Annotated in this window: 20 protein-coding genes; 9 read left to right on the top strand and 11 right to left on the bottom strand. The window is 73.3% G+C overall.

Features of this window, described 5'->3' with window-relative positions; translation table 11 throughout:
- Window positions 1-672, bottom strand: a complete 672-nt coding sequence (locus tag ITJ48_RS16090; RefSeq protein WP_370544802.1) for a DedA family protein — start codon at window positions 670-672, stop codon at window positions 1-3.
- 196 nt (window positions 673-868) lie between these two features.
- On the opposite strand from ITJ48_RS16090, the gene ITJ48_RS06230 reads away from it, so the two are divergent.
- The 4 genes from ITJ48_RS06230 (at window position 869) to ITJ48_RS06245 (ending at window position 6,033) form a co-directional block, all read left to right on the top strand.
- Window positions 869-1,828 carry an ABC transporter ATP-binding protein gene (locus ITJ48_RS06230; RefSeq protein WP_194612815.1) on the top strand — a complete coding sequence of 320 codons (960 nt, stop codon included), beginning with the start codon at window positions 869-871 and terminating at the stop codon, window positions 1,826-1,828.
- Entirely contained in the window at window positions 1,825-2,703 is an 879-nt protein-coding gene (locus ITJ48_RS06235) for an ABC transporter permease subunit (RefSeq protein WP_194612816.1), read from the top strand. The genes ITJ48_RS06230 and ITJ48_RS06235 overlap by 4 nt, the downstream gene beginning before the upstream one ends.
- A 222-nt stretch (window positions 2,704-2,925) precedes the next feature.
- Window positions 2,926-4,422 (top strand): DHA2 family efflux MFS transporter permease subunit, encoded by a 1,497-nt coding sequence (locus tag ITJ48_RS06240; RefSeq protein WP_194612817.1) that lies wholly within the window; start codon window positions 2,926-2,928, stop codon window positions 4,420-4,422.
- A 129-nt stretch (window positions 4,423-4,551) separates the two neighbouring features.
- Window positions 4,552-6,033, top strand: coding sequence for an MFS transporter (locus tag ITJ48_RS06245; RefSeq protein WP_194612818.1), 1,482 nt, complete (start codon window positions 4,552-4,554; stop codon window positions 6,031-6,033).
- A 59-nt stretch (window positions 6,034-6,092) separates the two neighbouring features.
- Here ITJ48_RS06245 and ITJ48_RS06250 read toward each other — a convergent pair whose 3' ends face one another.
- A complete protein-coding gene (locus tag ITJ48_RS06250) occupies window positions 6,093-6,806 on the bottom strand; it encodes an NAD(P)H-hydrate epimerase (RefSeq protein ID WP_194612819.1) in 714 nt (237 codons plus the stop codon).
- A gap of 210 nt (window positions 6,807-7,016) precedes the next feature.
- On the opposite strand from ITJ48_RS06250, the gene ITJ48_RS06255 reads away from it, so the two are divergent.
- Both ITJ48_RS06255 and ITJ48_RS16095 read left to right on the top strand, forming a co-directional pair.
- Window positions 7,017-7,814 (top strand): alpha/beta fold hydrolase, encoded by a 798-nt coding sequence (locus ITJ48_RS06255; RefSeq protein ID WP_194612820.1) that lies wholly within the window; start codon window positions 7,017-7,019, stop codon window positions 7,812-7,814.
- A 146-nt stretch (window positions 7,815-7,960) separates the two neighbouring features.
- Window positions 7,961-9,511: an FAD-dependent oxidoreductase gene (locus ITJ48_RS16095; RefSeq protein ID WP_228506213.1), complete on the top strand. Its 1,551-nt coding sequence runs from the start codon at window positions 7,961-7,963 to the stop codon at window positions 9,509-9,511.
- Here the strand turns inward: ITJ48_RS16095 and ITJ48_RS06275 are convergent.
- Both ITJ48_RS06275 and ITJ48_RS06280 read right to left on the bottom strand, forming a co-directional pair.
- Window positions 9,424-10,248, bottom strand: coding sequence for a Pr6Pr family membrane protein (locus tag ITJ48_RS06275; protein ID WP_194612821.1), 825 nt, complete (start codon window positions 10,246-10,248; stop codon window positions 9,424-9,426). The two genes, ITJ48_RS16095 and ITJ48_RS06275, sit on opposite strands and share 88 nt — an antisense overlap.
- A 178-nt stretch (window positions 10,249-10,426) precedes the next feature.
- On the bottom strand, window positions 10,427-11,266 hold the full coding sequence (locus ITJ48_RS06280; protein ID WP_192042245.1) for an aldo/keto reductase: 840 nt from the start codon (window positions 11,264-11,266) through the stop codon (window positions 10,427-10,429).
- Between the two features lie 377 nt (window positions 11,267-11,643).
- On the opposite strand from ITJ48_RS06280, the gene ITJ48_RS06285 reads away from it, so the two are divergent.
- Window positions 11,644-11,925 carry a hypothetical protein gene (locus tag ITJ48_RS06285; RefSeq protein WP_123546785.1) on the top strand — a complete coding sequence of 94 codons (282 nt, stop codon included), beginning with the start codon at window positions 11,644-11,646 and terminating at the stop codon, window positions 11,923-11,925.
- A gap of 140 nt (window positions 11,926-12,065) precedes the next feature.
- Here the strand turns inward: ITJ48_RS06285 and ITJ48_RS06290 are convergent, their stop codons facing one another.
- The 3 genes from ITJ48_RS06290 to ITJ48_RS06300 form a co-directional block, all read right to left on the bottom strand.
- Complete coding sequence (locus ITJ48_RS06290) at window positions 12,066-12,767, bottom strand: endonuclease/exonuclease/phosphatase family protein (RefSeq protein ID WP_370544803.1); 702 nt, start codon at window positions 12,765-12,767, stop codon at window positions 12,066-12,068.
- A 206-nt stretch (window positions 12,768-12,973) separates the two neighbouring features.
- The gene (locus tag ITJ48_RS06295) at window positions 12,974-16,162 is read right to left on the bottom strand and encodes a S8 family peptidase (RefSeq protein ID WP_194612822.1); all 3,189 of its coding nucleotides are present in this window, start codon (window positions 16,160-16,162) and stop codon (window positions 12,974-12,976) included.
- Window positions 16,163-16,439: 277 nt separating this feature from the next.
- On the bottom strand, window positions 16,440-17,591 hold the full coding sequence (locus tag ITJ48_RS06300; protein WP_194612823.1) for a LuxR C-terminal-related transcriptional regulator: 1,152 nt from the start codon (window positions 17,589-17,591) through the stop codon (window positions 16,440-16,442).
- Between the two features lie 141 nt (window positions 17,592-17,732).
- On the opposite strand from ITJ48_RS06300, the gene ITJ48_RS06305 reads away from it, so the two are divergent.
- Entirely contained in the window at window positions 17,733-19,052 is a 1,320-nt protein-coding gene (locus ITJ48_RS06305) for a hypothetical protein (protein WP_194612824.1), read from the top strand.
- Between the two features lie 193 nt (window positions 19,053-19,245).
- Window positions 19,246-21,156, top strand: a complete 1,911-nt coding sequence (phoA, locus tag ITJ48_RS06310; protein ID WP_194612825.1) for an alkaline phosphatase — start codon at window positions 19,246-19,248, stop codon at window positions 21,154-21,156.
- Between the two features lie 434 nt (window positions 21,157-21,590).
- Here phoA and ITJ48_RS06315 read toward each other — a convergent pair whose 3' ends face one another.
- From ITJ48_RS06315 to araB, 4 genes are all read right to left on the bottom strand, one after another.
- Window positions 21,591-22,598, bottom strand: coding sequence for an LLM class flavin-dependent oxidoreductase (locus ITJ48_RS06315; protein ID WP_123546789.1), 1,008 nt, complete (start codon window positions 22,596-22,598; stop codon window positions 21,591-21,593).
- Between the two features lie 123 nt (window positions 22,599-22,721).
- Window positions 22,722-24,275 carry an L-arabinose isomerase gene (gene araA / locus ITJ48_RS06320; protein WP_194612826.1) on the bottom strand — a complete coding sequence of 518 codons (1,554 nt, stop codon included), beginning with the start codon at window positions 24,273-24,275 and terminating at the stop codon, window positions 22,722-22,724.
- Entirely contained in the window at window positions 24,272-25,042 is a 771-nt protein-coding gene (locus tag ITJ48_RS06325; RefSeq protein ID WP_194612827.1) for an L-ribulose-5-phosphate 4-epimerase, read from the bottom strand. Before ITJ48_RS06325 ends, araA begins: the two co-directional genes overlap by 4 nt.
- The gene (gene araB, locus ITJ48_RS06330; RefSeq protein WP_194612828.1) at window positions 25,039-26,817 is read right to left on the bottom strand and encodes a ribulokinase; all 1,779 of its coding nucleotides are present in this window, start codon (window positions 26,815-26,817) and stop codon (window positions 25,039-25,041) included. The genes ITJ48_RS06325 and araB overlap by 4 nt, the downstream gene beginning before the upstream one ends.
- Window positions 26,818-26,955 lie beyond the last annotated feature (138 nt).

The following is a 26,955-nucleotide window of genomic DNA, read 5'->3' on the forward strand; positions in this document are numbered from 1 at the left end:
TCAGGCGCCGGGCGTGGGCGTCGCGCGCCGCGCCGAGATCGCCTTGCGCAGGACCGTGATCACGATCGGCAGCACCGAGACGAGCACGATCACGATCGCCCAGACGTCGATGTGGTCGGCGATGATCGGAACGCCGCCGAGCAGCGAGCCGAGCACCGTGAGGCCCACGGCCCAGAGGAACGCGCCGATGACGTTGAACGCGAGGAACGCCGGGTAGCGGTAGCCCGCCGTGCCCGCGGCGAGCGGGACGTAGGTGCGCACGATGGGCACGAAGCGCCCGAGGATGAGCGAGAGGCCGCCGTACTTGGCGAAGAACGCCTCGGCCTTGGCGAGGTGGGCCGTCTTCAGCACCCGCGCGTCGGGCTTGAACCAGCGCCGGCCGAAGCGGTTGCCGAGGAAGTACCCCACCTGGTCGCCGAGGAACGCGGCGGCGAAGGCGCAGAGGGCGATCAGCCAGACCGGCAGCTCGAGGGCCTCGTGCAGCAGACCTGCCGTGAACAGCAGCGAGTCGCCCGGCAGGAACGGGAACAGCACGCCCGACTCGATGAACACCATCAGCGAGATGCCCGCGAGCGCCCAGGGGCCCAGCGCCGGCAGCAGCGCCTCGGGGTCGAAGAGCAGGAAGCCGCCGGAGGCGAGGGGCAGGGAGGCGAGGAGGGTGGCTGTCGTCACCGGGCGAGTGTAACGACAGCCTCCTCCGGCCTGCCTCCTCCCCCGGTGGTCGCAGGCCGCCGTCCGCGGGTGTCGTCCGGTCGGCGGATGTCGGCGGCCGTGCCCCTCTCCTAGTCTCGACGCAGGTCGGCAGCCCCCGTACGCGACGATGCGTGCCCGGGGCGACGGCACCCGCACGACGACGAGAGGCACCCCCATGATCGAAGCTCGATCACTCACGAAGAGATACGGCTCGAAGGTGGCGCTCGACGACGTCAGCTTCACCGTGCGACCCGGCGTCGTCACGGGGTTCCTCGGCCCCAACGGCGCGGGCAAGTCGACCACCATGCGCATGATCGTCGGTCTCGACCGGCCCACCTCCGGCTCGGTGACCGTCAACGGCCGGCCGTACGCCGACCACCGCGCGCCGCTCCGCGAGGTCGGCGTGCTGCTCGACGCGAAAGCCGTGCACAGCGGCCGCAGCGCCCACGACCACCTCCTGGCCATGGCCGCCACGCACGGCATCGGCAAGGCCCGCGTCCGCGAGGTCATCGCCCTGACCGGCCTCGAGTCCGTCGCGAAGAAGCGCGTCGGCGGCTTCTCTCTCGGCATGGGCCAGCGCCTCGGCATCGCCGCCGCGCTGCTCGGCGACCCGGCGACCCTGATCTTCGACGAGCCCGTCAACGGCCTCGACCCCGAGGGCGTGGTGTGGGTGCGGACCCTCGCCCGCCACCTCGCCAGCGAGGGCCGCACCGTCTTCCTCTCCTCGCACCTGATGAGCGAGATGGCGCAGACCGCCGACCACCTCATCGTCCTGGGCCGGGGCCGCGTCCTGGCCGACGCCCCCGTCAGCAGCGTGATCGCCCAGGCGTCCGGCGACGGCGTGCGCGTGCGCAGCCCGCACCTCGCCCAGCTGTCCGACCTGCTCCGCAGCCGCACCGAGGTCGTCGTGACGACGACCGAGGACGGCGCGCTCGACCTCCGGGGCGTCACCGCCGCACAGGTCGGCGAGGCGGCAGCCGCCCAGGGCATCGTGCTGCACGAGCTCACCCCGCTGGTCCGATCGCTGGAGGAGGCCTACATGACCCTCACCCAGGACTCGGTCGAATATCACGCCGGAGGCGCCCCCGCGGCCGCCGACGCCGCATCCGCCACGACGTCGGGAGCGACGCGATGACCACGACCACCACGCCCCGCCCGACGCCCCACGCCCACACGGCGGGCTCGGGGGTCTCGTTCGCCCACGTGCTCCGCTCGGAGTGGATCAAGCTCCGCAGCCTCCGCTCGACCGCCTGGTGCTTCGCGGTGATCGTGGTGCTGCTGATCGGCTTCGCCCTGCTGTTCGGCGCTTTCGCGTCCGGCTTCGAGGGGGCACCGGCCACCGACGAGCAGCAGCAGTCGCTCGCCGTCAGCGTCGCCACGATCGGCGTGCCGTTCGCGCAGCTCGTCGCCGCGGTGCTCGGCGCCCTCGTCATCACCGGCGAGTACGGCACCGGCATGGTCCGCTCCACCTTCGCGGCCGTCCCCCGCCGCACGCCGGCGCTCGTCGCCAAGGTCCTGCTCATCGGCGTCACGACCTTCGTCGTGTCGGCCCTCGCGCTGGCTGTCGCGCTGCTCGTGTCCACGCCGCTGCTCTCGAGCTCGGGCGTCGACACCGACCTCGCCGACGGACGCATCTGGCTGTCGATGCTCGGCGGCGCCGCGACCATCGGGTTCATCGCCATGATCGCCTTCGGCCTCGGCGCGATCATCCGCAACGGGGCCGGCGCGATCGCCTCGGCGATCGGGATCGTCTTCGTGCTGCCGATCATCTTCTCGATCGGCCAGGCGCTGATCGCGAAGCCGTGGATCTACTCGCTCTACGAGTTCATCCCGCCGCAGGCCGCGACGCGCGTCTACGACTACCCGGTCGACGGACAGTCGCTCACCGCGCTGCCGGGCCTCGACGGCTCGCTCGTGCTCGAGCCGTGGCAGGCGCTGCTCGTGCTGGTTGGCTGGGTCGTGGTGCTGTTCGCGATCGCGCTCGCCCTCGTGAAGCGACGCGACGTCTAGTCCGCAGCCGCGCCTCCTCGGCGGCAGGGGCCGACGCGACCACCCGGTCGCGTCGGCCCTTCGCCTCGTGCCCCTCTGCCGCCTGCTCTGCCGCCAGCTCCGACGCCCGCCCCCTGTCGTCCACCTCGGATCGGGAATGAACGACGCCTCGCGAGCGCTGCACCGGTGTCTCGACGGCGAGACACCGCCACCGCCACCCGCCAGCCCCACCAGGGAGATCACATGACGAGCGACATCGCCGCGTCCACCGCCGCCGACACCGGCTCGGTCGGCGCGACCCCCGACGGGGACGACGCAGCCCTCGCGGCCCGCAACAAGCTCGTCATCGGCCTGCTGCTCGTCAGCGCCTTCGTCGTCATCCTCAACGAGACGATCATGGGCGTGGCCCTGCCGAGCCTGACCCGCGACCTCGACATCACCGTGACCGCCGGCCAGTGGCTGACGACCGGCTTCATGCTGACGATGGCGGTCGTCATCCCGATCACCGGGTTCCTGCTGCAGCGGTTCAACACGCGCCCGGTCTTCATCACGGCGATGAGCCTGTTCAGCCTCGGCACCGCCATCTCGGCGATCGCGCCCGGCTTCGGCGTGCTGCTGCTCGGCCGTGTCGTGCAGGCGTCCGGCACGGCGATCATGATGCCGCTGCTGATGACCACCGTGCTCACGCTCGTGCCGGCCGCGACCCGCGGACGCACCATGGGGAACATCTCGATCGTCATCTCGGTCGCGCCCGCGATCGGGCCGACCATCTCGGGGATCATCCTCAGCGTCTTCGAGTGGCGCTTCATGTTCATCCTCGTGCTGCCCATCGCGCTGGGCGCCCTCGCCCTCGGCGCCGCGCGCGTCAAGAACGTCACCACCCCCCGCACGGTGCCGCTCGACGTCTTCTCGGTGATCCTGTCCGCCTTCGCGTTCGGCGGCATCGTGTTCGGGCTCAGCTCGATCGGGGAAGGCGCCGAGGCTGCCGTGCCGGCGTGGCTGCCGATCGGCGTCGGGGTCGTCGCCCTGCTCGCGTTCGTCCTGCGCCAGCGCGCCCTGCAGCGCGACGACAAGGCGCTGCTCGACCTCCGTACCTTCCTGTCGCGCACCTTCACCACGTCGGTCCTCGTGCTCGGCGTCGGCATGATCGCCCTCTTCGGCACCCTGATCGTGCTGCCGATCTACCTGCAGAACGTCCACGGCCTCGACCCGCTGGCGACCGGCCTGCTCCTGCTGCCCGGCGGCCTGCTGCAGGGCGTGCTCTCGCCGATCGTCGGCCGCATCTTCGACAAGCACGGTCCGACCGTGCTGCTCGTGCCCGGCACGATGCTCGTCAGCGCGGTGCTGTGGTTCCTCTCGACCGTGTCCGAGTCGACGCCCATCCCGATGGTGCTCGGCGCGCACGTCGCCCTCAGCGTCGGCCTCGCGCTGATGTTCACGCCGCTCTTCACGTCGGGCCTCGGCTCGCTGCCCGGCCGTCTCTACTCGCACGGCTCGGCGATCGTCGGCACGGTGCAGCAGGTCGCGGGCGCGGCCGGCACCGCCGTGTTCGTGACCGTCATGACGCTGGCCACCGTGTCCGCGGCGAGCGGCGGGGCCGGCGACATCGCCGCCGCGAGCGCCGGCGTCCGTGCCGCGTTCCTGGTGGGCGCGATCATCTCGCTCTTCGCCGTGGCCGGCGCCTTCTTCGTCCGCCGGCCCCCGGTGACCGAGGGCGCCGAGCCGATCGTGGCGCACTAGCCGCACCTCCCCCACGACCGCCCTCCCCGACCACCGGGGAGGGCGGTCGTGCGTCCGGCGCCGGGAGTACCGTCGCCGGTGTTCGTGCACCCTCTGCACGAATGCACACCGCGCACAGGGGAGATCACCATGAGCAGCTCGTCGTCGACCACGGCCCGAGGAGGCGGCGGCAGCGTCCGCAGCCTGGTCCCGGCCCGCATGGACCGACTCCCGTGGACCACGTTCCACTGGACGATCGTCGTCGGGCTCGGCTTCTCGTGGGTGCTGGACGGCCTCGAGATCCAGATCGTCGCCTCCGCCGGGTTCCAGGCCGACCTCGGCCTGACCGCCGCGCAGGTCGGCTACCTCGGCACGATCTACCTGCTCGGCCAGGTGGCGGGCGCCCTGATCTTCGGCCGTCTGAGCGACACGCTCGGCCGCAAGAAGCTCTTCATCCTCACGCTGGCGATCTACCTCGTCGCCAGCGGTCTGGCCGGGCTGTCGCCGAGCTTCGCGTTCCTGGCGGTGTTCCGGTTCATCGCGGGCATGGGCATCGGCGGCGAGTACGCCGCGATCAACTCGGCCATCGACGAGATCATCCCGTCGCGTTACCGGGGCCGCGTCGACATCGCGATCAACGGCACGTACTGGGGCGGGGCGGCCCTCGGCTCGGCCGCCAACCTGTTCCTGCTGAACACCGACTACTTCGCCGAGAACGTCGGCTGGCGCATCGGCTTCTTCATCGGCCCGGTGCTCGGCCTGATCATCATCTACCTGCGTCGGCACATCCCCGAGAGCCCCCGCTGGCTGATGACCCACGGCCGAGAGGAGGAGGCGGAGGCGACGGTCACCGACATCGAGCACCGCGTCGAGGCCGAGGGACGCACCCTCGAGCCGGTCAGCGACGACCAGGCGCTCGAGGTGACCGACCAGGGCCGGATCCCGTTCAGCGTCATCCTCCGCACCCTGGTCAAGGACTACCCGAAGCGCACCCTCGTCGCCGCGACGATGATGATCACGCAGTCGTTCCTCTACAACGCGATCTTCTTCACCTACGCGCTCGTGCTGCAGAACTTCTACGGCACCGACCCGGCGTCGACGCAGTACTTCTTCTTCCCCTTCGCGATCGGCAACCTGCTCGGCCCGCTGCTGCTCGGCCACCTCTTCGACACCTGGGGCCGCCGCCAGATGATCTTCCTGACCTACGGGGTCTCGGCGGTCGTCCTCGCCGTGTCGGCCGTGCTGTTCCACATGGACGTCCTGAGCGCGACGACCCAGACCGTGTTCTGGTGCGTGTCGTTCTTCTTCGCGTCGGCGGGCGCCTCCTCGGCCTACCTCACGGTGAGCGAGATCTTCCCGCTCGAGCTGCGCGGCCAGGTGATCGGCTACTTCTTCGCCCTCGGCCAGATCGCCGGCGCGGTCGCCCCGACCCTCTACGGCTCGCTGATCGGCGACGGCACCGACCGCGGGCCGCTGACGACGGGGTACTTCCTCGGCGCGGGCATCATGCTCGCGGGAGGCGTGATCGCGTTCGTCTTCGGGGTGTCGGCCGAGCGGAAGTCGCTCGAGTCGATCACGAGCCCGCTGTCGGTCGTGACGCCGGGCAAGGGCGGCGGCACCGGGAAGTCGTAGCGGTCGAGACCCGACCTGCTGGGCCGCGCCCTCGGGTCCAGGCCGTCAGGGCACCGCCGTCACGGCGCGGGCTCGGGCACGCTGACCGCCGGCGGCACCGCGGCCAGGTCGGGCAGCAGGCCGATGTCGACGAGCACCACCTCGCCCGCGAGCGCGGCGGCGGGCTCGATCAGGAGCCCGGCCTTGTGGGCGCCGAAGGTGACGGTCAGGGTCGCGGGCAGCACGGTCGGGTCGGGCACGGCACCGTCGTCGGGGCCGATGCCGCTCGGCACGTCGACCGCGACGACGGGCGGGCCGTCGGCGGCCGTGACCCAGGGCAGCAGCCCCGCGACGACGTCACGGGCCGGGCCTCGCAGGGCCGGGTCGGCGCTCGTGCCGGTGCCGAGCACGCCGTCGAGGAGGACGGCCGCGCCCGACTCCCGGAGCCGGGCGCCCGCCTCCTCGACGGTCGACCACCGGGTCGGCTCGTCGACGACGGCACCGGAGGCGCGGGCCGCGGCGAGCCCCTCCTCGTGCAGCCGGCTGCCGGTCGGGACGACCGTGACGGCGCAGCCCGCGTCGGCCAGCGCGGCGCCCGCGAACAGCGCGTCGCCCCCGTTGCTGCCGCTGCCGACGAGCAGCACGACGGGCGCGGGCCAGCGGTCCCGGGCCCGCAGCAGCCGCTCCACCTCGTGCGCGAGCCCTGCGCTCGCGCGCTGCATCAGCGGCTCGCCCGCGTCGAGGTGCGGCTGCTCGGCCGCCTTCACCTGTGCGGCAGTCCACCCGTCGATCATCGATCCATCGTGCCCGCGCGCCGCCCACGCCGCCCGCCCGGCCGCCCGGCCGCGCCGACGGCGGATCACCGAGGCGGCGCCGGGGTGAGCGGGACGCGTCGAGGACTCAGGAGGCGCGGGCCGGCGGGCAGGAGCCGCGCCGGTGCCGAGCCGCCTGGCGACGACGGCACCTGAGTCGTCGACGGGTCGCCGCGCTGCCAGACTGGTCCGATGCGCGACCACGTCCAGAACCCCGTCGACGGCACCGAGATCGCGTACGAGGTCGCGGGCGAGGGGCCGCCCCTGCTGCTCGTGCACGGCTCGGGCCTGTCGCGCGGCGCGTGGCGCGGTCTCGGCTACCTGCGCGACCTCGAGCGCGACTTCACCGTCGTCGCCCTCGACCTGCGCGGCCACGGGCGGAGCGGCGCGCCGCACGACGCCGCCTCGTACGACATGGCCCTGCACCGCGGCGACGTCGCGGCCGTCCTCGCCGCGACGGGCCTCGCGCCGGTCCACTTCGTCGGCTACTCGTTCGGCGCCCGCGTCGGCCTGTCGATCGCCGCGCACGAGCCCGAGCTGCTCCGCACCCTGACCACGATCGGCGGCAGCTGGGCCCCGATGAACGGCAACATCGGCGCCACGTTCGCCCCGGACTGGGAGGAGGCGCTCCTGACCGGGGGCATGCCCGCCTTCGTCGAGCGCTGGGAGCACACCATGGGCCGTCGCCTGGACCCGGCGACGCGCCTCGCCTTCATGAGCGACGACCCGCTCGCCCTGGCGGCGTTCTTCCGGGCGGCCGAGACGGGCGGCGGGCTGACGGCGAAGCAGCTCGACGACGTGTCCGTGCCCACGCTGCTGATCGCGGGCACCCGCGACGAGGCACGGCACCGCGAGTCGCAGGACGCCGCCCGCCGCATGCCGACCGCGGCGTTCTTCGAGCTCGTCGGGCAGGACCACGCGTCGTCGCTGATGCCCGTCGACCAGGTCACCGACCTGCTCCGCACCTGGCTCGAGGCCGTCGACGCCTGAGGCGCGCCCGCGTCGCGGTCGGCCCCGCCCCCACGTCGCGGCGCTCCCCGCCGCGCACGTCGTGGTCCGCCCCGCCGCGCACGTGGTGGTCCGCCCCGCCGCGCACGTCGCCGCACGGGCCCCCGCCCTGCGATGATGGACGCACCATGGGCATCAGTCGTCGAGCGTTCCTGACGGGGTCGGCCTCCGGGGCCGCCGTGCTGCTGCTCGCGGCCTGCACGACCGACGGCCCCTCCCCCGCGCCGACGACCCCGAGCAGCACGCCGACGCCGACGCCCACGCCGACCCCGACCGCCACCCCCTCGGCCGGGCCGACGCCGTCCGCGTTCCGCCGCAGCAGCTGGGCCGACGACCCGTTCGCGCGGGGGTCGGGCAGCTACCTCACCACGTCGTCGTCCGACGACGACCGCGCGGCGCTCCGCCGCCCGGTCGACGACCGGGTCTTCTTCGCCGGCGAGGCCACCGCGAGCACGGCGCCGGGCACCCTCGGCGGGGCCCGCGCCAGCGGCTTCGACGTCGCGGACGCCGTCGCCGGGGTCGCCGAGCAGGGCGAGCGCATCGCCGTCGTCGGCGCCGGGATGTCCGGCGCCACCGCAGCCAGGAGCCTCGCGGCACGTGGCTACGACGTCGTCGTCGTCGAGGCCCGCGACCGCGTGGGCGGCCGAGTCGCCTCGTACACCGGGGGCGACTGGCCGTTCCCCGTCCAGCTGGGCGCCGCCTCCCTCGACGGCCAGGCAGCCACGGCTCTCAGCGCCGCGCTCGCCCTCGGCCGGGTCGACACCGTGCGCCTCGGCGAGGTGCTCGAGGTGCGGTCCTCCGGCGGGCAGGCGACCTCGCTCGACGGCGTCCCCGAGCGCTCCTTCGCGTCGGCCGCCGGGTGGGCCGACGACCAGGCGGCCTCCGTGACGGTCGCGCAGGCCGTCACCGGCGCCGGCGCGGGGCCCGAGCAGCAGTCGCTCGAGCCCGACGCCTCGGGCGTGTCCGACGCCGCCCGCCTCCAGTTCGTGCTCGACGAGGCGCTGCCCGTCCGCTGGGGCGCCGGGCCGGACGACCTCGCCGAGCGACAGGACCCGGGCGACGTCGGCGAGCTCGTCGCCGCCGACCTCGGCAGCCTGTTCCCGCTCGGCGAGCCGTTCGTCACCGGCGACCTGTCCGCGTTCGTCGAGGCGCAGCTCGACGGCCTCGACGTGCTGCGGGGCAGCACGGTGGCCCGGATCCAGTACGGCGACCGCGGCGTCGGCCTCCGCCTCGCCACCGGCGAGAGCCTGTCGGTCGACCGCGTCGTGGTCACCCTGCCGCTGGGCGTCCTGAAGGAGGGGACGACCGAGTTCGCCCCGGAGCTGCCGACCACGCACACGGCGGCGATCGAGACGCTCGGCGTCGCCCAGCAGGAGGTGCTCTGGCTGCGCTTCGACGAGCGCGCGTGGAGCACGGAGGCGACGGTGCTGACCACGGTCGACGGTGCCTCGGGCTTCCGCGTCTTCGTCAACCTGATGCCCTCGACGGGCGAGCCGGTGCTCGTCGCACTGGCGGGCGGGGACGACGCGGTCGCGAGCCTCGAGCTCGGCGACGACGAGGCCGTCGCCGACGCGCTGGCCGGCCTCGCGCCCTACTTCGACCTCGTGCCCGAGGCAGCGCCCGAGTCCACGTCCGACCCCGCCGCGGGGACGGACTCGTCGGAGGCACCGGCCGGCTGATCCTCGCCGGCGCGGCGCACCTCCGCGCCCCCGACCTCGGCGCCACCGACCTGGGCGCCGCCGACCTCAGCCCCCACGGCCTCGGCGCGCTGGCCGCGCCGCAGCAGCACGCCCGGCCGCGGCCCCGGCCGCAGGTGACTGAGCGCGATCAACGCCGACATGACCCCCACGATGACGCCCAGGGCGATCGCGTTGTACATCACGAACTCGTCCGGCCAGCGCACCTGCGCGGGGTCGAGGAAGAAGTACGGGTACCAGCCGACGTCCGCGCCGCGCACGATCGTCGCGATGCCCCAGACGACCGGGAACACCAGCACGACCGACAGCATCGCCCAGCTGACGCGGGTGCGCCCGGGGGCGAGCACCCAGTCGACCACGAGGAACCCGGGGATCCAGAAGTGCAGCACCTGGGTCGACCAGGGCACGCCGATCGCGAAGTCGTTGCTCAGCGACTCGATCAGGATGATGCCGTAGACGATGCCCGACACGACGACGTAGGTCGTGACCAGGGCGTGCACCGCGGCGAAGGCGCGGCCCTCGGGTCGGCCCCGGAGCGACAGCGCCCCCGAGACGGCGAGGACGAGCACGTTCGCCATGTTGCTCTGCTGCGTGAAGTACGCGAAGTAGTTGACCGTCGAGAAGGTCGAGAAGCCGAGCGTGTAGAAGAAGTACGACACGAGGGCGGCCGTGCCCACGGCGGCGACGACGAGGCGCAGCACGCCGACGACTGTTCGCACCCTGTTCACTCGCTCCTGGTAGCGCGGGGACGCCTCGGGTAGGCCTCCCGTGCAGACGACGACCCTACTAGGACGGGCCGGTCTCCCCCTGCGGGGAGACCGGCCCGTCGGCACAGCCGGGCCCGGCCCGGGGGCCGGACGGGTCAGGTCAGCTCACCTGACCTGACCCGTTCGCAGCTCAGCTGGGGATGTAGTCGAACGTGTCGGGGTCGGGACCCGTGCGCTCGCCCTTGTCGAGGTCCGTGATGGCCGCGACGTCGGCGTCGGACAGCTCGAAGTCGAAGAGCGCGAAGTTCTCCTCGACGCGCGAGCGCGTGACCGACTTGGGGAACACGATGTCGCCGCGCTGCACGTGCCAGCGCAGGGTCACCTGGGCGGTCGACTTGCCGACGCGCTCCGCGATCTCGACGAGGGTCGGGTCCTCGAGGACCTTGCCCTGGGCGATGGGCGACCACGCCTCGGTGTGGATGCCGTGCTCGACGCCGAAGAGGCGCAGCGAGTCGTTGGTGAGGTAGGGGTGGACCTCGATCTGGTTCACGGCGGGCACGACATCGGCCTCGTCCAGCAGGCGCTGCAGGTGCGGCTGGTGGAAGTTCGAGACGCCGATGGCCTTGGCGCGGCCCGTGGCGTAGATCTCCTCGAGCGCCTTCCAGGTCTCGAGGTAGTCGACGTCCGTGGTCGGCAGGGGCCAGTGGATGAGGAACAGGTCGACGTAGTCGGCGTTCAACGCCTCGAGCGTGCCGTCGAACGCCTTCAGGGCGTCGTCGCGACGGTGGAAGCCGTTGTTGAGCTTGGAGGTGACGAAGATCTCGGAGCGGTCGATGCCCGACTCGCGCAGCGCCTCGCCGACGCCTGCCTCGTTGCCGTACATCTGCGCCGTGTCGATGTGGCGGTAGCCCACCTCGAGGGCGGTGAGCGTCGCGTCCTTCGTCTGGTCGGGCTCGACCTGGTAGACGCCGAAGCCGAGCTGGGGGATCTCGACGCCGTTGTTCAGGGTGATGGTGGGGATCGATGTCATGCACCCATCGAACCACCGCCTCCCGCGGCGTTCTCAGCGACGTCACGGATCAGCCCTGGTGCATCCGTCCCGACCGTGTTACCGTTGCAGGTCGCTTGGCAACGATCCTCTCAGATCGTTCCCGACTCACGGCCCTGTCGTCCACACGCAGGCCGAGTCGAACAGCCTGCAGATCCTGTCTGCACATCTCGAGAACCCCGGTCCGAGCCTCACCCGCTCGCCTACTCACCGGTCGTCGCCCGAGACGAGGCCCGACCAGGCTCCCCGAGCCTGAGGACATCCGTCCGCCCCACCGCCGAGAACGGCGGTCCACGCATGCCCCGCGCTGCGTGCCACGACGCTGAGCAACACAGCACACATCGAAGAAGAGAACACGCATGAACGAGAACATCACCACCCTGAGCGGCACGGTCACCACCGAGCCCGTCCTGTCCACCGCCCGCCTCGCCGAGTTCGTCGTCGTCGACGCCTCCGGCGCCGAGTTCGTCGTCCGCGCCTGGAGCGACGTCGTCACCGACGACGTCCGCGTCGGCGCGACCGTCACCGTGGAGGGCGCCCAGGGCTGGGTCATCCCCGGCCGCAGCTGGCGCCGCGAGCCCAGCCGCACCATCGTGCAGGCCTACGCCGTGAGCGCCCACGCGCTCGCGCTCGCCGCCTAGGCAGGTCCCGAGGAGGCGCGACCCGCCTCCTCGACGCCCGTCGCGACCTGCGCGTCGACGCCACGACAGCACGACACACGGGAGGCCCCGGTGCACACGCACCGGGACCTCTCGTCGTCGTCTCGCCGGAGGAAGCTCCGCTAGGCCGTGGCGAGCCCCGTGGCGCGCACGAGGATCGGCCGGTGGTCGCTGATGCCGGCGGGCAGCGTGACGACGTCCTCGATGGTGAGGTCGTAGCTCGTCGCGAAGTCGAAGTGGCCCTTGACGTACTTGTAGCCGAGGTAGGTCGGCGTGCTGCTGCGGGTCAGGACGAAGCCGTCGCGCTCGATGCGCTTCTTGAGCCCGCCGTGGAACCACGGGTAGTTGAAGTCGCCGACCATGAGCATCGGCACGCCGGGCGCGAGCGCGCGCATCAGCTGGTGGGCCGACTCGACCTGCTTCTTGCGCAGCCCGTTGGTGGCGGTGAGCGGCGCGGCGTGGAACGACCCGATCAGGACGTCGGCGCCCGAGATGCGGTCGTGCAGGTGCATCGCCAGCAGGCGCTCGTGCGCGGGCGACATGACGCGGTCGTGCATGCTCTTCTTCAGCGCGTAGACGTTGGTGCCCAACAGCTCGAAGCGGGAGCGGCGGTAGTACGCCGCGAGCCCGAGCCGGTTGTTCCGGGTCGACGCCGCGAGCGAGAACTCGCCGAACTCGTCGGGGATGTCCTTCGTGTCGGCCTCCTGCAGGCAGAGCACGTCGGCGCTGTGGTCCTCGGCGAGGGCCCGGATCTCGCCCTTGGCGGTGTGCTCGCGCAGGTTGTAGCTCACCACGCGCATGGTGTTGCCGTTCTGTCCAGTCACGAGTGACGAACCTAGTCCCTTCGTGTTTCACGGAGGCGCAGGGTGCGCTCAGGGGCCATCCGGCGCGTCGTCCGGCGCGTGGTCAGGCGGCGGACGAGGAGGCGGCCCGCACCCTCCTGGGGAAGGTGCGGGCCGCCTCCTGCGCGGTCAGCCCGCTGCGGCGTCAGCCCGCTGTGGCGTCAGCCCGCTGTGGCGTCAGCCTCGGCTCAGCGCCAGGGCAACCCCGGGAACCAGCGGTGGAACAGGTCGCCGATGGCGCCCCAGATCCAGCCGATCAGGCCGGGCAGGTCGAACCCGCCGTGGCCGGGTCCGCCGTGGCCGGGCCCGCCGGGCTCCCCCGGGCCGGGGCCCGGGTCGACCGGCGTCTCGGGCTCCTCGCCCGTGGTGACGGTGAGGTAGCTCGCCGTGCCCGTGTCGCCGTAGACGACGCGGCCGAGGTAGCTGCTCTCGTACGCGAGGTCCGACCAGGAGGCGGTGACCGTCGTGGTCTCGCCGAGCCCGGCCTCGAGCACGGCCGGGTCGACGGCGAGGCCGCCCTGGGCCGCGGCCGGGTCGAGCAGGTACGACGTCAGCGTCCAGCCGAGGTCGCCCGCGCCCGAGTAGAAGTCGACGAGCAGCACGTACTGGCCTGCCGCCGGCGTCTCCACGTCGAGCTGCTCGTCGGCCGAGCCGGTGGCTGCCGTGCCGACCAGCTCGTCGGGCTGGCCCGACGCGTCGGCGGTGTAGAGGAGCAGGTCGAGGTCGGCCGTGTCCTCGGCGGAGTCGAGCACGAAGCGGGCGTGCGTCGTGCCCTCGGCGACCGTGAGCGGCACCTGGGCGGCGTCGGCGCCGGCGGTCCCGGAGCCCGTCGCGACCTGGCCGAGGGCCAGGCCCTCGGCGGCGAGCGGCAGCGACAGGGCGTCGCCGGCGGTCACGTCGACCGTCGCCTCGCCTGTCACGCCCTCGCCCGCGAACTCCGCGGCGACGTCCAGCTGGACGGGCCGCACCGCGAGCGGGCTGCGCGCGTCCCGGGTGCCGTCGGTCCACGTCAGGTAGCCGGTGGCGAACTCGTCGAGCGCGGCCGTGGTGCGGGTGAAGGTGACCGTGTAGTCCTGCGTCTCGCCTGCCTCCGCGAAGGTCAGCGTCGAGGGAGAGACCTCGGCCGTGACGCCGGCCATGGTGACCGGCTCGGCCGTCCAGGTGCCCGGGCCCGTCGCGGTGACCGACCGGGTGACCGTCGTCGTGCCCGCGAGCGAGCCGACGCTGATCGAGGGGAGGTTCAGCGACGAGTCGGTGCCCTCGATCGTGTCGATCGAGTTGACGTACGCCTGCCAGTCGGCCGTTCCGCTGCGGTACAGCAGGCCCGGGTCGAGGAAGGCCGTGGGGTCGACGTGGCCGGCGCCCTGGGCGAAGACGTCCTGGGTCGGGGCGCCGTCGGCTCCGACGAGGTCGTAGGCGGTGGTCATCATGGCCGACTTCACCTCGGCCGGGGTCCAGTCGGGGTGCACGGTGCGCGACAGGTAGAGCGCCGCGAGGCCCGCGACGTGCGGCGACGACATCGACGTGCCCGAGAGGAACTCGTAGCTGCCGGGCTCGCCCGCGGCGTTGGCGCCGTCGGCGAGGATCGCGACGCCGGGCGCGGAGATGTCGGGCTTCAGCAGGTTGCCGCCGTCCGCCGTCACCGGACCGCGCGACGAGAAGCCGGCGATCTGGGGCGTGGCGGGCTCGGGCAGGCCGGCGGGGTTGCCGTCGACGAGGCTGACCGTCGCGCCCTCGGTGGCCGCGTAGGCGTGCAGGGCGTCGTGGGACGCCGCGTCGACGTGGACCGTGGGGACGGCGTGCTCGTCGAGGTCGACCGAGCTGGGCGCGGGGTTCACGAGCAGCATGCCGACGCCGCCGATGCGCTCGACCTCGGCGCTCTTGGCCGTGCGGTCGTAGACGCCGCGGTCGCAGAGCACGATCGCGCCGGAGGCGGCGGCCGCGTCGGCGTCGAGCGAGTCGGGTCGGCAGAGGGCCGCGTCGGCCGCCGTCGCGCCGTCGACCGCGAGGGTCGCCGCGTCGACGAGGGGGCCGCTGACGCCCTCGGTGCCGGTCGGCACCGTGATCGAGCCGCCGAGGTACGAGGCGCCGTCGCCGGTCAGGGCGGTGGCCGCGTAGCTCGGGACCGTGCTCGCGGCGACGGTGGTGATCCAGGGCGCCGCGTTGTCCGCGGTCGTCGGCGTGGGGCCGTCGTTGCCGGCCGAGGCCGCGACGAAGACGCCCGCTGAGGCCGCGCCGAGGAACGCCTGGTCGGTGGCCGAGAAGGTGCTCGTCGCGCCGCCTCCGCCGATCGAGTAGTTGATGACGTCGACGCCGTCGGTCACCGCGGCCTCGATGGCCGCGACGAGGTCGAGCGTGGCGCAGCCGTCGTCGTCGGTGGCGACCCGGTCGGGGCCGTCCCAGCAGACCTTGTATGCCGCGATCTTCGCGGCCGGGGCGACCCCGGAGATGGTGCCGAAGTCGCGGTCGCCGATCGTCACCTCGACGTCGGCGTTGCCCGCCGCGGTCGAGGCCGTGTGCGAGCCGTGGCCGTTGCCGTCACGGGGCGACAGGTACTCGCCCTGCTCCTCCGTGCCGATGTTGTCGACGCCGAAGCCGTCGACGAAGTAGCGCGCGCCGACCAGCTTCGTGTTGCAGTCGGAGGCGGTGAACTGGACGCCCGTCTGGCAGACGCCGGTGAAGGTGCCGCCGTCGCCCTTGTCGTAGACGATCGAGTCGCCCTCGAGGTGCGGCTCGGCGCTGTCCTGCTCGCCCAGCGAGTCGCCCGCGAACGAGGCGTTGCCCGCGGCGATGCCCGAGTCGATGATGCCGACGACCACGCCGTCGCCCGCGGCGTCACGGCCGCCGATCTCGTCCCACACGCCGCCGTTCCCCTCGGCGTCGCCGAGCCCGAGGAACTCGGTCGACGGCGTCGCCTGGAGCTTCAGCAGCTCGTTCTTCGAGACCGCCGCGACCGACGGGTCGGCGGCGAGCGCCCGCGCCTGGTCGGCGCTGAGGTCGGCGGCGAACGCGTTCGTCGTCACGGAGAAGTGCGCGTCGACCGTGGCGCCGACCGCCCCGGCCACGTCGGCCTGGGTCTGCTCGAGGTGCTCGGACCACTCCTGCACCGGCGCGGCCGACGCGTCGAGGCGCGCGCCCTCGGGGGCGGCGGTGGCGGCGAAGCCGGCCTTGCCTCCCTCGTAGGTCGCGGCCGCGGGCTCGCGCAGCGTGACGATGTACGACCCGCTCGCGAACTGGGAGTCGCCGACCACGGCGGGACCGTCGGCCGCCAGGGCCGAGGTGGCCGGCAGCGCGACGACGCCGGCGGCGACGAGTCCCGAGATGAGCAGTGCGGAGAGTGGAGCCTTCGGCCGTCGTCGGCCGGACGATGTGATCACAGGGTGCCTTCCGGGTGCCGCACCCGGTCGGGCACGGTCGATCCGTAAGAATTACCTGAGAATGCGACGCCCCTCAACCGGGGGCCATGGCCGAACCCGGCCACTGTCCTCGACCGGCCACGGAATTTACACGGACGCAGCCGAACGGGGTACGCCCGGTCCCCCACGATGCCCACTGGACAAGGCCGCCCGCCGACGCGCGCCTCCTCGACGGGGTACGAGGCGAGGAGGCGCGGATCGGCCGCACAGGGCGTGCGTCAGCCGAGCGGGGCGTGCGTCAGACCCAGCCGCGCCGTGCCGCCTCGACGCCGGCGTGGAAGCGGTTGCTCGCGCCGAGCTCGTCGAACAGGTCGTGCAGGCGTCGGCGCAGGGTGCGGGGCGAGATCCCGAGCTGGCGGGCGATGACGTCGTCGGTGGCGCCGGCGGCCACGAACGCGAGCAGGTCGCGCTCGTCGACGGTCGGGGCGCGGAGGCCGGTCGCCGGGTCGGGCGGGCCGTCGGCGGAGACACGGCCGGCCCCGGCTGCGAGCACGTCGGAGGGGACGCCGGGGCCCGAGCCCTGCGTGGCCGCCGCGAGCCGGGCCGCGACCTCGGACCAGTCGACGGCGGCGCCGGCCCCCTTGCCCGCGGCGCCGGCCGTCTCGGCCAGGGCGGGCACGGGGACGGCCGTCCGCCAGCGCGACTCGAACAGGTCGCAGAGGGCGGCGATCAGCGCGGGCGACTCCGTGAGGAGGGCCTCGGGGGCGGCCGTCGGGTCGTCGAGCGGCCCGACCGACACGAGCGCGACCTGGCGGTCGGCGATCGCGAGCTTGACCGGCAGGTCGTGGGTGACCCGCGCCTCCTCGCCGTCCGCCCCGAGGCGGTGGACGCCCTGCAGGCTGCCGTCGACCGTGAAGCTCGCGACGGTGTAGATCGCGCGCCAGTGCACGCCGCGGTTGAGCGCACCGCGCTCGACGGACTCGTTCGTGGCGACCACGTACGGCGGCCGGTCGAACGCGAGGAACTCGCCCCTCGCCCGGTGCTGCAGCCGGGAGTACCAGTCGCCCACCGCCGCGTGGCCGGTCAGGACCGTGGTCGTGCCCGACGGGTCGGCCACCCGGCGGCCGTCGTCGAAGAGGGCGCCGAGGCCCGAGACGGCGGTGCGGGCGTCGGCGAGCTGCTCGTCGTGGGCGGCGACGAGGGCGGACACCGCGACGCGGGGGTCGACGGCCCCGTAGCCGGGAGCCTGGCGGCCGTGGCCCTCGGCGGTGCGGTGCACGAGGCCGATGTTGCGCAGCTGCTCGAGGGCGGTGACGACGACGGCGTCGTCCAGCTCGCGGGCGGAGGCGATGGCGGCGACGTCGACGGTGTCGCCGCAGGTGAGCACGAACTCGTAGACCGCGGCGGTGACCGGGTCGATGCCGAGCGCGGCGAGGGAGGGCAGGGTCATCTGGCCATCGTGCCCTGCCGGGGCGTCCCGTGGCGACCCGGCAGTCCCGGCTGGCCCCTGGGCGACCCCGGCGTGCCCGGGGCCGCCCCGCCGCCCGTCGCGGGGTAACGTCTTCCGGATGACCAGCTTCGGGGACGCTCCGTGAGCGACGGGGCGACCACCGCCTCCTCGCTGCGCCCCGACGTCAGTCGGCGCCGGTCGCCGGACCTCGCGTCGTGGCTGCCCGCCCGCTGGTCGTCGGTGCTGACCGTCTACCTGGTGTCGCGCGTCTTCTCCCTGGTGCTGCTCGCCGTGGTCTGGGAGGTCGCGCGCCTCGCCGGCGTCGAGTTCCGCACGCCGGGCGCCGAGCTCTCGCTGCTCGACTTCACGACGTCGTGGGACGCCGACCGCTACCGGACGATCGCCCTGCAGGGCTACCCGACCGTGCTGCCGACCGACGCGGCGGGGAACGTGCTGCCGAACGAGTGGGCGTTCCTGCCGGTGTTCCCGACGCTCTGCCACCTGCTGATGGTGGCGACGGGCATGCCGTTCAGCGGTGCGGCCCTGCTGCTGTCGACCGCCTTCGGCGCGGGCGCCGCACTCGTCCTCTACCGGCTCGTCGACCGGGCCGTCGGGCACCGCGGCGCGATCTGGGCCGTGTTGCTGCTCTGCTTCGGGCCGCTGGGGTTCCTGTTCTCCGTCGGGTACGCGGAGGGCCTGATGCTGTTCCTCCTGTTCGGCGGCGTGCTCGCGATGCAGCAGCGGCGGTACGGGCTCGTGCTCGCGTGCGGCGTGGTCGCGGCGTTCACGCGGCCGGGAGCCCTGGCGCTGGCACTGGCACTGGCCGTGCACCTCGTGGTGCGCTGGCGGACGGAGCGGGATGCGGGCCAGTCGTCGGGTCACGAGCCTGCTGCCGGGTCGGCGTCGTCGGCGTCGCCGAAGCTGTGGGCGAGGCTGCGGCCGTGGCCGTGGCAGGTGCTGCCCCGGCGCGACCTCGTGCAGATCGTGACGGCGGGAGCGGCCGTCGCCGCGGCCGGGCTCGCCTGGCCCGTCGTCGCGCACCTCGCCACCGGTCAGCACGACGCCTACCTGCAGACCGAGATGGCCTGGTGGGTCGACTACGTCGGCCGCCCGGCCTTCGTGCCGCTGACGCCGTGGTTCCTGCTCGCCGGGCGGTGGCTCGGCATCGCGGGCATCGCCCTCGTCGTCGCGCTGCTCGTGCTCGCCGCCGTGTGGTTCACCCGCCGGTCGACGCTGCGCCTCGGCCACGAGACCGTCGCGTTCACGGCGAGCTTCGCGCTCTACCTCGTGGCGGTGTTCCTGCCGCAGCAGAGCCTGTTCCGGCTGCTGCTGCCGCTGACGCCGCTGCTCGGCGCGCCGGCCGTCTCCGAGCGGCCCGTCGTCCGCCGGACGCTGCTCGTCGGCGGGATCGTGCTGCAGCCGGTCGCGGTCGTGCTGCTCTGGCTGTACGTCGCGCCGTAGCTGCAGCGCGGGCGCGCCGTAGCCGCAACAACGTGGTCACGCCGTCGCCGCAGTCGTCTCACGTGCCCCGTCCGGGGGTGTTCACCTGCCGCACCGCGTCCGTTCACCGGGCGGACACGACCGCAGGTTCTGCTGGGCGCGGACGTGCAGGGAGTGCACGCCCACTCGCGACCACGATCACTGGAGCAGACACGTGACCCCCACGAACACCCGCCGCCGCCGCGCGGCACTGGCCACGGGGGCGGCGGCGACCCTCGCCTCCTTCGCCCTCGTCCTCAGCCCGGCCGTCGCCCTCGCGGCGACGCCGGCCGACGTCGCCGACAACGGCGGGGCCGCCCGCAGCGCCGACGACAGCACGGCAGCCCTGCTCGAGTCGGTGAACGCCGGACCGGCGAAGAACGTCATCCTGCTGATCGGCGACGGCATGGGCGACAGCGAGATCACGTCGGCCCGCAACTACGCCTACGGCGCCGGCGGGACGCTGCCCGGCATCGACGCACTGCCCCTCACCGGCCAGTACACGACCTACTCGCTCGGCAAGGACGGCAAGCCCGACTACGTGCCCGACTCGGCCGCGACCGGCTCGGCCTGGGCCACCGGCACGAAGACCTACGACAACGCGATCTCGGTCGACATCGCGGGCACCCCGCAGGACACCCTCGTCGAGATCGCCAAGGCCAACGGCCTCAAGACCGGCAACGTCTCGACCGCCGAGCTGCAGGACGCGACCCCGGCCGTGCAGGCCGCCCACGTCGCGGCGCGCAGCTGCTACGGCCCCGACTCGGTCACGCAGTGCGGCGCGGACGCCCTCGACCAGGGCGGCCTCGGCTCGATCAGCGAGCAGATCATCGGCACCCGTGCCGACCTGACCCTCGGAGGAGGCGCGGCGTCGTTCCGCCAGACGGCTCGCGCCGGCCAGTGGACCGGCCAGACCCTCGACGCCCAGGCGACCGACCGCGGCTACCAGCGGATCAACGACCAGGCGGGCCTCGACGCCCTGACGGCCGCCGACCAGACCGCGCCGGTGCTCGGCACCTTCGCCGACGGCAACTTCCCCACGCGCTTCGCCTCGACGACGGCGACCGTGGGAGGCGCCGACCTCGCACCGCAGACCTGCCAGCCGAACCCGGCACGCCTCAGCACCGACCTGTCGCTCGCCTCGCTGACCGAGAAGTCGATCGACCTGCTCGACGGCGACGACGGCTTCTTCCTCCAGGTCGAGGGCGCCTCCATCGACAAGCGCGACCACAGCGCCGACGCGTGCGGCCAGATCGGCGAGGTGCTCGACCTCGACGAGGCGGTCCGCTCGGCCCTCGACTTCGCCGAGGCCGACGGCGAGACGCTCGTCATCGTCACGGCCGACCACGCCCACACCAGCCAGATCGTCGACTCGACTCCCCCGGCCACGCTCAGCACCGCGCTGACCACCGTCGACGGCAGCACGATGAAGATCGCGTACGGCACCGCCGCGGCCGGCGGGTCGCAGCAGCACACCGGCACGCAGCTGCGCGTCGCCGGCTACGGCCCGGGAGCCGCGAACGTCGTCGGCCTGATCGACCAGACCGACAACTTCTTCACGATCGCGAACGCGCTGCAGCTCGACCGCGACCTGGTCTCGCTGAGCGCCGACGCGACGATCGCCGCGCCGACGCAGGTCGCGCCGGGCGCGACCTTCGACGTGGTCGTCTCCGGCCTCGACGGCGACCGTCAGGCCTCGGCCACCTTCGACGGGGCCGGCCTCGGCACGGTCGACGTGATCGACGGCGTCGCGACGTTCTCGGTGACGGCACCGGCCACGCTGGGCGACCGGACGGTCACGGTCACGGGCGTGCAGACGCGCACCGTGCGGAGCGCCGCGGTCTCGGTCGTGGCCGACCCCGTCGCCTCGCCGTCGCCCTCCGCTCCCGCCACCGGCGGGGCCGGCGGAACCGGCACCGGTGTCGGCGGCTCGGGCTCCGGCACGGCCGCGGGCTCCGGCCCGCTCGCCTTCACCGGCTCGGACGCGCTCCCCGCCCTCGTGCTCGCGCTGCTGCTCGCGGGCGCCGGCACGGTGCTCGTGGCGCGTCGGCGACGCCGCACCCTGATCGACCACTCGGGGCTGTAGTCCCGGCGGGAGATCGACGGGAGGCGCGGGTCCGACAGGGCCCGCGCCTCCTTCACGTCCCGGTCCCTGCAGACCGCCTCGACCCGTCCCGTCGACGAGTCAGGTCACGGCGTCGCGACCCCGGCTCGACGCCCTCCGGCCGCGCCGCCCGCGACGTCGTCTCCTGACTCCTCGACACGACGCGGCCGGACCGGCTGCGTCGAGGACTCAGGCGACGGCGGTCGACCACGGTCGCGAGCGCCCCCGTCGTGGCTGCTCGCGACGACGCCTCCTGAGACCTCGACGCGGCATCGCGCGACCCGACCCCGTCGACCGATCAGGCGACGCCGCGCCGAGCGGACGAGGCTGCGGCCGTCGGGGTCTGGCGTGACGTCGTCTCCTGAACGCTCGACGTCCGGCGGCAGCGGACGCGCGGGCGGGCCAGCTGGCGGGGCCTACGCGGCGACGCGGGCGTGCGCGTCGGCCAGCAGCTCGACCGAGCGCAGGCGGGCCGACGTGGCGAGCGACGAGTGCGCGACGATGACCTCGTCCGCGTCGGCACTGCGGGCGAACTCGGCGACGTAGTCCGCCACCTCCTCGCCCGTGCCGACGCCGGTGAAGGTCGTCATGCTGGCGACGTGCGCGCCGACGGGCGTGCGGAGCAGGTGGTCGAGCTCGTCGTCGCCGAAGGTCCGGTCGACCGTGATCTGCCCGCTCTGGCGCAACAGCATGAGCAGGCGGGCGCGCTTCACGTCGGCGAGCTGCCGGTGGGCCTCGTCCGAGTCGTCCGACGCGATGGCGTTGACGCCGGCGATCACGTACGGGGCGTCGAGCTGGGTCGACGGCTGGAACTCGCGGCGGTAGATCGCCACGGCGTCGTGCAGCATGTCCGGCGCGAAGTGCGACGCGAACGCGAACGGCAGGCCGAGCGCGGCGGCGAGCTGCGCCCCGAAGGTGGACGAGCCGAGGATGTACAGCGGGACGTTCGTGCCAGCGCCGGGCGTGGCGCTGACGCCGGGGATGCGCGACTGCCCGGCGAGGAACGCCTGCAGCTCGACGACGTCCTGCGGGAACCGCTCGGACGACGCCGGGTCGCGGCGCAGCGCGCGGAACGTCGCCTGGTCGCTGCCGGGAGCGCGGCCGAGGCCGAGGTCGATGCGCCCCGGGTGCAGGGTCTCGAGGGTGCCGAACTGCTCGGCGATGGTCAAGGGCGAGTGGTTCGGCAGCATCACGCCGCCCGAGCCGAGCCGGATCGTCGACGTCTGGCTCGCCACGTGGGCGATCAGCACCGACGTCGCGCTCGACGCGATCGTCGCCATGTTGTGGTGCTCGGCGTACCAGACGCGCCGGTACCCGCTCTTCTCGGCCTGCTGCGCGAGGGCGACGGACGCCGCGAAGCTGTCGCGCGCCGTCTCTCCGGGTGCGATGGGGGCGAGGTCCAGAATCGAGAGGGGAACGGTCATGCCGACTGCAACCACGGAGGCGCAGGTGGTGTTCCCACGGGTGCTGCGCAGACGAACGAGGAGGCGGCCCGCGCCGTCCCTCAGGACCGCGCGGACCGCCTCCTCGGCTGGCTCCGACGGCTGCTACAGGCCGCGCGCCAGGCGGTGGTACGCCGCATTCCAGCGCACCTCGCGCGTGAACTCGCGCATGGTGGTGTGCTCGTCGATGATCAGCAGCTCGGTCTCGAGGATGCGCGCCAGGTCCTCGAAGGCCTCCAGGCCGACAGAGGTCGACATCACGGTGTGGTGAGCGGCGCCGGCCGTGAGCCAGGCCTCGGCCGAGACGGCGAACGACGGGCGAGGCTCCCAGACGGCACGGCCGACGGGCAGGTTCGGCAGGTCGGCGTCGGGCTCGACCACGTCGACGACGTTGACCGTGAGGCGGAACCGGTCGCGGACGTCGCTCATCGCGACGACGACGGCCTCGCCGGGGTCGGCCGTGAAGACCAGGCGGACCGGGTCGTCCTTGCCGCCGATGCCGAGCTCGTGCACCTCGAGGGAGGCGCGGGCCGAGCTCAGCGACGGGCTCACCTCGAGCATGTGCGCGCCGAGGATCTTCTCGGCGCCGGGCACGAGGTGGTAGGTGTAGTCCTCCATCAAGGAGGCGCCCCCCGGCAGGCCGGCGCCCATCACGGCGGCGGCACGCACCAGCACCGAGGTCTTCCAGTCGCCCTCGGCGCCGAAGCCGTAGCCCTCGGCCATCAGGCGCTGCACCGCGAGCCCGGGGAGCTGCTTCAGCGCGCCCAGGTCCTCGAAGTTGGTCGTGAAGGCGCCGAAGCCGCCCGCCTCGAGGAACGAGCGCAGACCGATCTCGATCGCGGCGCCGTCGCGCAGCGACTGGTGGCGCTCGCCTCCGGCACGCAGCTCGGGGACGACGTCGTACTCGCGCTCGTACAGGGCGACGAGGTCGTCGACCGCGGACTCGGGGGCCGCGGCCACCGCCTCCGCCAGCTCGTTGACGCCCCAGGTGTTGACCTGCACGCCGAAGGCGAGCTCGGCCTCGGTCTTGTCGCCCTCGGTGACCGCGACGAAGCGCATGTTGTCGCCGAAGCGGGCGAGCTTCAGCGAGCGCATGGCGGCGGCGCCGGCGGCGGCACGCATCCAGGTGCCGACCTGCTGCTGCACGCGGGGGTCGCTGACGTGGCCGACGACGGTCTTGCGCGGGGCGCCGAGGCGGGTCTGGACGTAGCCGAACTCGCGGTCGCCGTGCGCGGCCTGGTTCAGGTTCATGAAGTCGAAGTCGATCTCGGCCCAGGGCAGCTCGACGTTCGCCTGCGTGTGCAGGTGCAGCAGCGGCTTGCGGAGGGCGTCGATGCCGCCGATCCACATCTTGGCGGGGCTGAACGTGTGCATCCAGGCGGTGACGCCGATCACGGAGTCGTCGAGGTTCGCCTCGAGCATGGTGCGCTTGATCGTCTCGGCGTCGGTGAGGACGGGCTTCCAGACCAGCTCGACGGGCACGCCCGAGGCGGCGGCGAGCTCGTCGGCGATGGCCCTCGACTGCTCGGCGACCTGGCGGAGCGTCTCCTCGCCGTAGAGGCCCTGGCTGCCGGTGAGGAACCAGACCTGCTTCGAGGCGAGGAAGGCCTCGGGGTCGACGACGTGGGCGGGGGTGGTGCTGGTGGTGTCGATGCTCATGCGAGTGCTCCGTAGTTCGATTGTCCGGGTCTAGCGCTGTCGTGTGCGTCCGAGCCTGCGGCCCGGGGCAACGCTCCGCGTTGCCCGTAGACGTTCTGGTAGCGGTCGAAGAGAGCGTCGATGCTCTCGGCCGGGATGGGGATCGGCTCGCCGAGCTGGCGGCTGAGGTGGATCGTGCGGGCGACGTCCTCGGTCATGACGGCGGCCTTGACGGCGTCGCGGGCGTCCTTCCCGATCGTGAACACTCCGTGGTTCTGCATCAGGACGGCGCGGCTGCGGTGGCCGTCGAGCGTGCCGACGATGCCCTCGCCGATCGACTCGTCGCCGATGATCGCGAAGGGGCCGATCGGGATCTCGCCGCCGAACTCGTCGGCCATCGCGGTGATGACGCACGGGATCGACTCGCCGCGGGCGGCCCAGGCCGTGGCGTAGGTGGAGTGCGTGTGCACGACTCCCCCGACCTTCGGCATGTGGCGGTAGACGTAGGCGTGCGCCGCGGTGTCGCTCGACGGGCTGCGCTCGCTGCCGGGGCTGCCCTCGACGACGGTGCCGTCGAGGTGGCAGAGGATCTGGTTCTCGGGCGTCAGGTCGTCGTAGTCGACGCCGCTCGGCTTGATCACGAACAGGTTCGTGCCGGGCACGCGCTGCGAGACGTTGCCGCCCGTCCAGACCACGAGGCCGTACCGGGTCAGCTCGGCGTGCAGGTCGCACACGGCGCGACGCGTCTCGTCGATGGCGGTCTCGGTGGCGCGGTCGATGAAGCTCACGCGGTCACCTCCGCGGCGGTGTCGGCGGCGGCCGAGCCGGCGGAGGCGGCGGGCGCGGCGGAGGCGGCGGGCGCCTCGGGCTCGGCGACCGGTGCGCGCGAGCCGCCCCGCGCCTCCCTGCTGATCGCCTTGAGGCGGTGCATCACGTCGTTGCCGCCGCGGCCGAACCAGTCGTGCAGCAGCAGGTACTCGGCATAGAGCGCGTCGTACGCGTCGGCGGCAGCGGGGTCGGGCGTGTAGGAGGCGCGGTCCAGGCTGCCCATCGCGTCGCTGGCCACGCGGGTGTCCGGGTAGGCACCTGCGGCGACGGCGGCGTGGATCGCGGAGCCGAGCGCGGGGCCCTGCTCGCTGCGGATCGTCGAGATCGGCATGCGGAGGACGTCGCTGTAGGTCTGCATCAGGTGGCGGTTCTTGAGCAGGCCGCCGGCGGCGATGAACTCGGTGACGGGGACGCCGGAGTCGTTGAAGGCCTCGACGATGCGTCGCGTGCCGAAGGCGGTGGCCTCGAGCAGCGCTCGGTAGCCGTCCTCGGGGGCGGTGCCGAGCGTCTGCCCGACGATCACGCCGCTCAGCTCGTGGTCGACGAGCACCGAGCGGTTGCCGCTGTGCCAGTCGAGCGCGACGAGGCCGTGCGCGCCGACGGGCTGCTCGTAGGCGAGGTCGGTCAAGTACTGGTGCACGCTGGTGCCGGCCGCTGCCGCCGCGTCGACCGACGACTGCGGCACCTGGTTGCGGACGTACCAGGCGAAGATGTCGCCGACGCCCGACTGGCCGGCCTCGTAGCCGTAGAAGCCCTCGGTGATGCCGCCCTCGACGACGCCGCACATGCCGGGGACCTCGGCCAGCTCGGCGCCGTTCATGACGTGGCAGGTGCTCGTGCCCATGATCGCGACCATCTGGCCGGGCTGCGTGGCCTTGGCGGCGGGGGCCGTGACGTGGGCGTCGACGTTGCCGACGGCGACGGCGATGCCCTCGGGCAGGCCGGTCCAGCCGGCCGCCTCCGCGGTCAGCGTGCCGGCGGCGTCGCCGAGGGCGCCGATCTCGTGCACGACCTTCGTCTCGGCGAAGTCGGCGAAGTCGGGGTTGAGAGCGGCGAGGAACTCGCGGCTCGGGTACTCGCCGTCCTGCAGGATGCCCTTGTAGCCGGCCGTGCAGGCGTTGCGGACGTAGCGACCGCTGAGCTGCCAGATGATCCAGTCGGCGGCCTCGACCCAGTGCTCGGTCGCGGCGTAGACCTCGGGGTCCTCCTCGAGCAGCTGGAGCCCCTTGGCGAACTCCCACTCGCTCGAGATGAGCCCGCCGTAGCGCGGCAGCCACGACTCGCCGCGGTCGCGCGCGAGCTCGTTGATGCGGTCGGCCTGGCCCTGGGCGGCGTGGTGACGCCACAGCTTGACGTACGCGTGCGGCCGGTCGGCGAACTGCTCGAGCTCGTTGAGGGGCGTGCCGTCGGCCGTCGTGGGGACCATCGTGCAGGCGGTGAAGTCGGTGCCGATGCCGATGACGGAGGCAGGGTCGACACCGGACTCGGCCAGGGCACGGGGCACGGCCTGCTTGAGCACGTCGACGTAGTCGCTCGGGACCTGCAGCGCCCAGTCGGCGGGCAGCTTCGCCCCGCCGACGGGGAGCGTGCGGTCGACGACGGCGTGCGAGTAGTCGTGGGTCGCGATGCCCAGCTCGGCCCCGTCGGACACGCGGACGACGACCGCCCGTCCGCTCAGCGTGCCGAAGTCGACGCCGACGACGTGTGCGTCGGGCGCGGCGGTGGTGTCTGCCATGGAACGTCCTTGTCCTGGTGGTGCGAGCCCCGGAGGGGCGGGTCTGGTGAGGGGCCCACGCGAAAGTGAGCGCTCACATTCTCACACGCCGCGGGTGGTGCGTGCAACGCGGAGGGGGCCCCGGAGAGGACCCGACGA

Source organism: Frigoribacterium sp. VKM Ac-2530 (genome assembly GCF_015350835.1).
GTDB lineage: Bacteria > Actinomycetota > Actinomycetes > Actinomycetales > Microbacteriaceae > Frigoribacterium.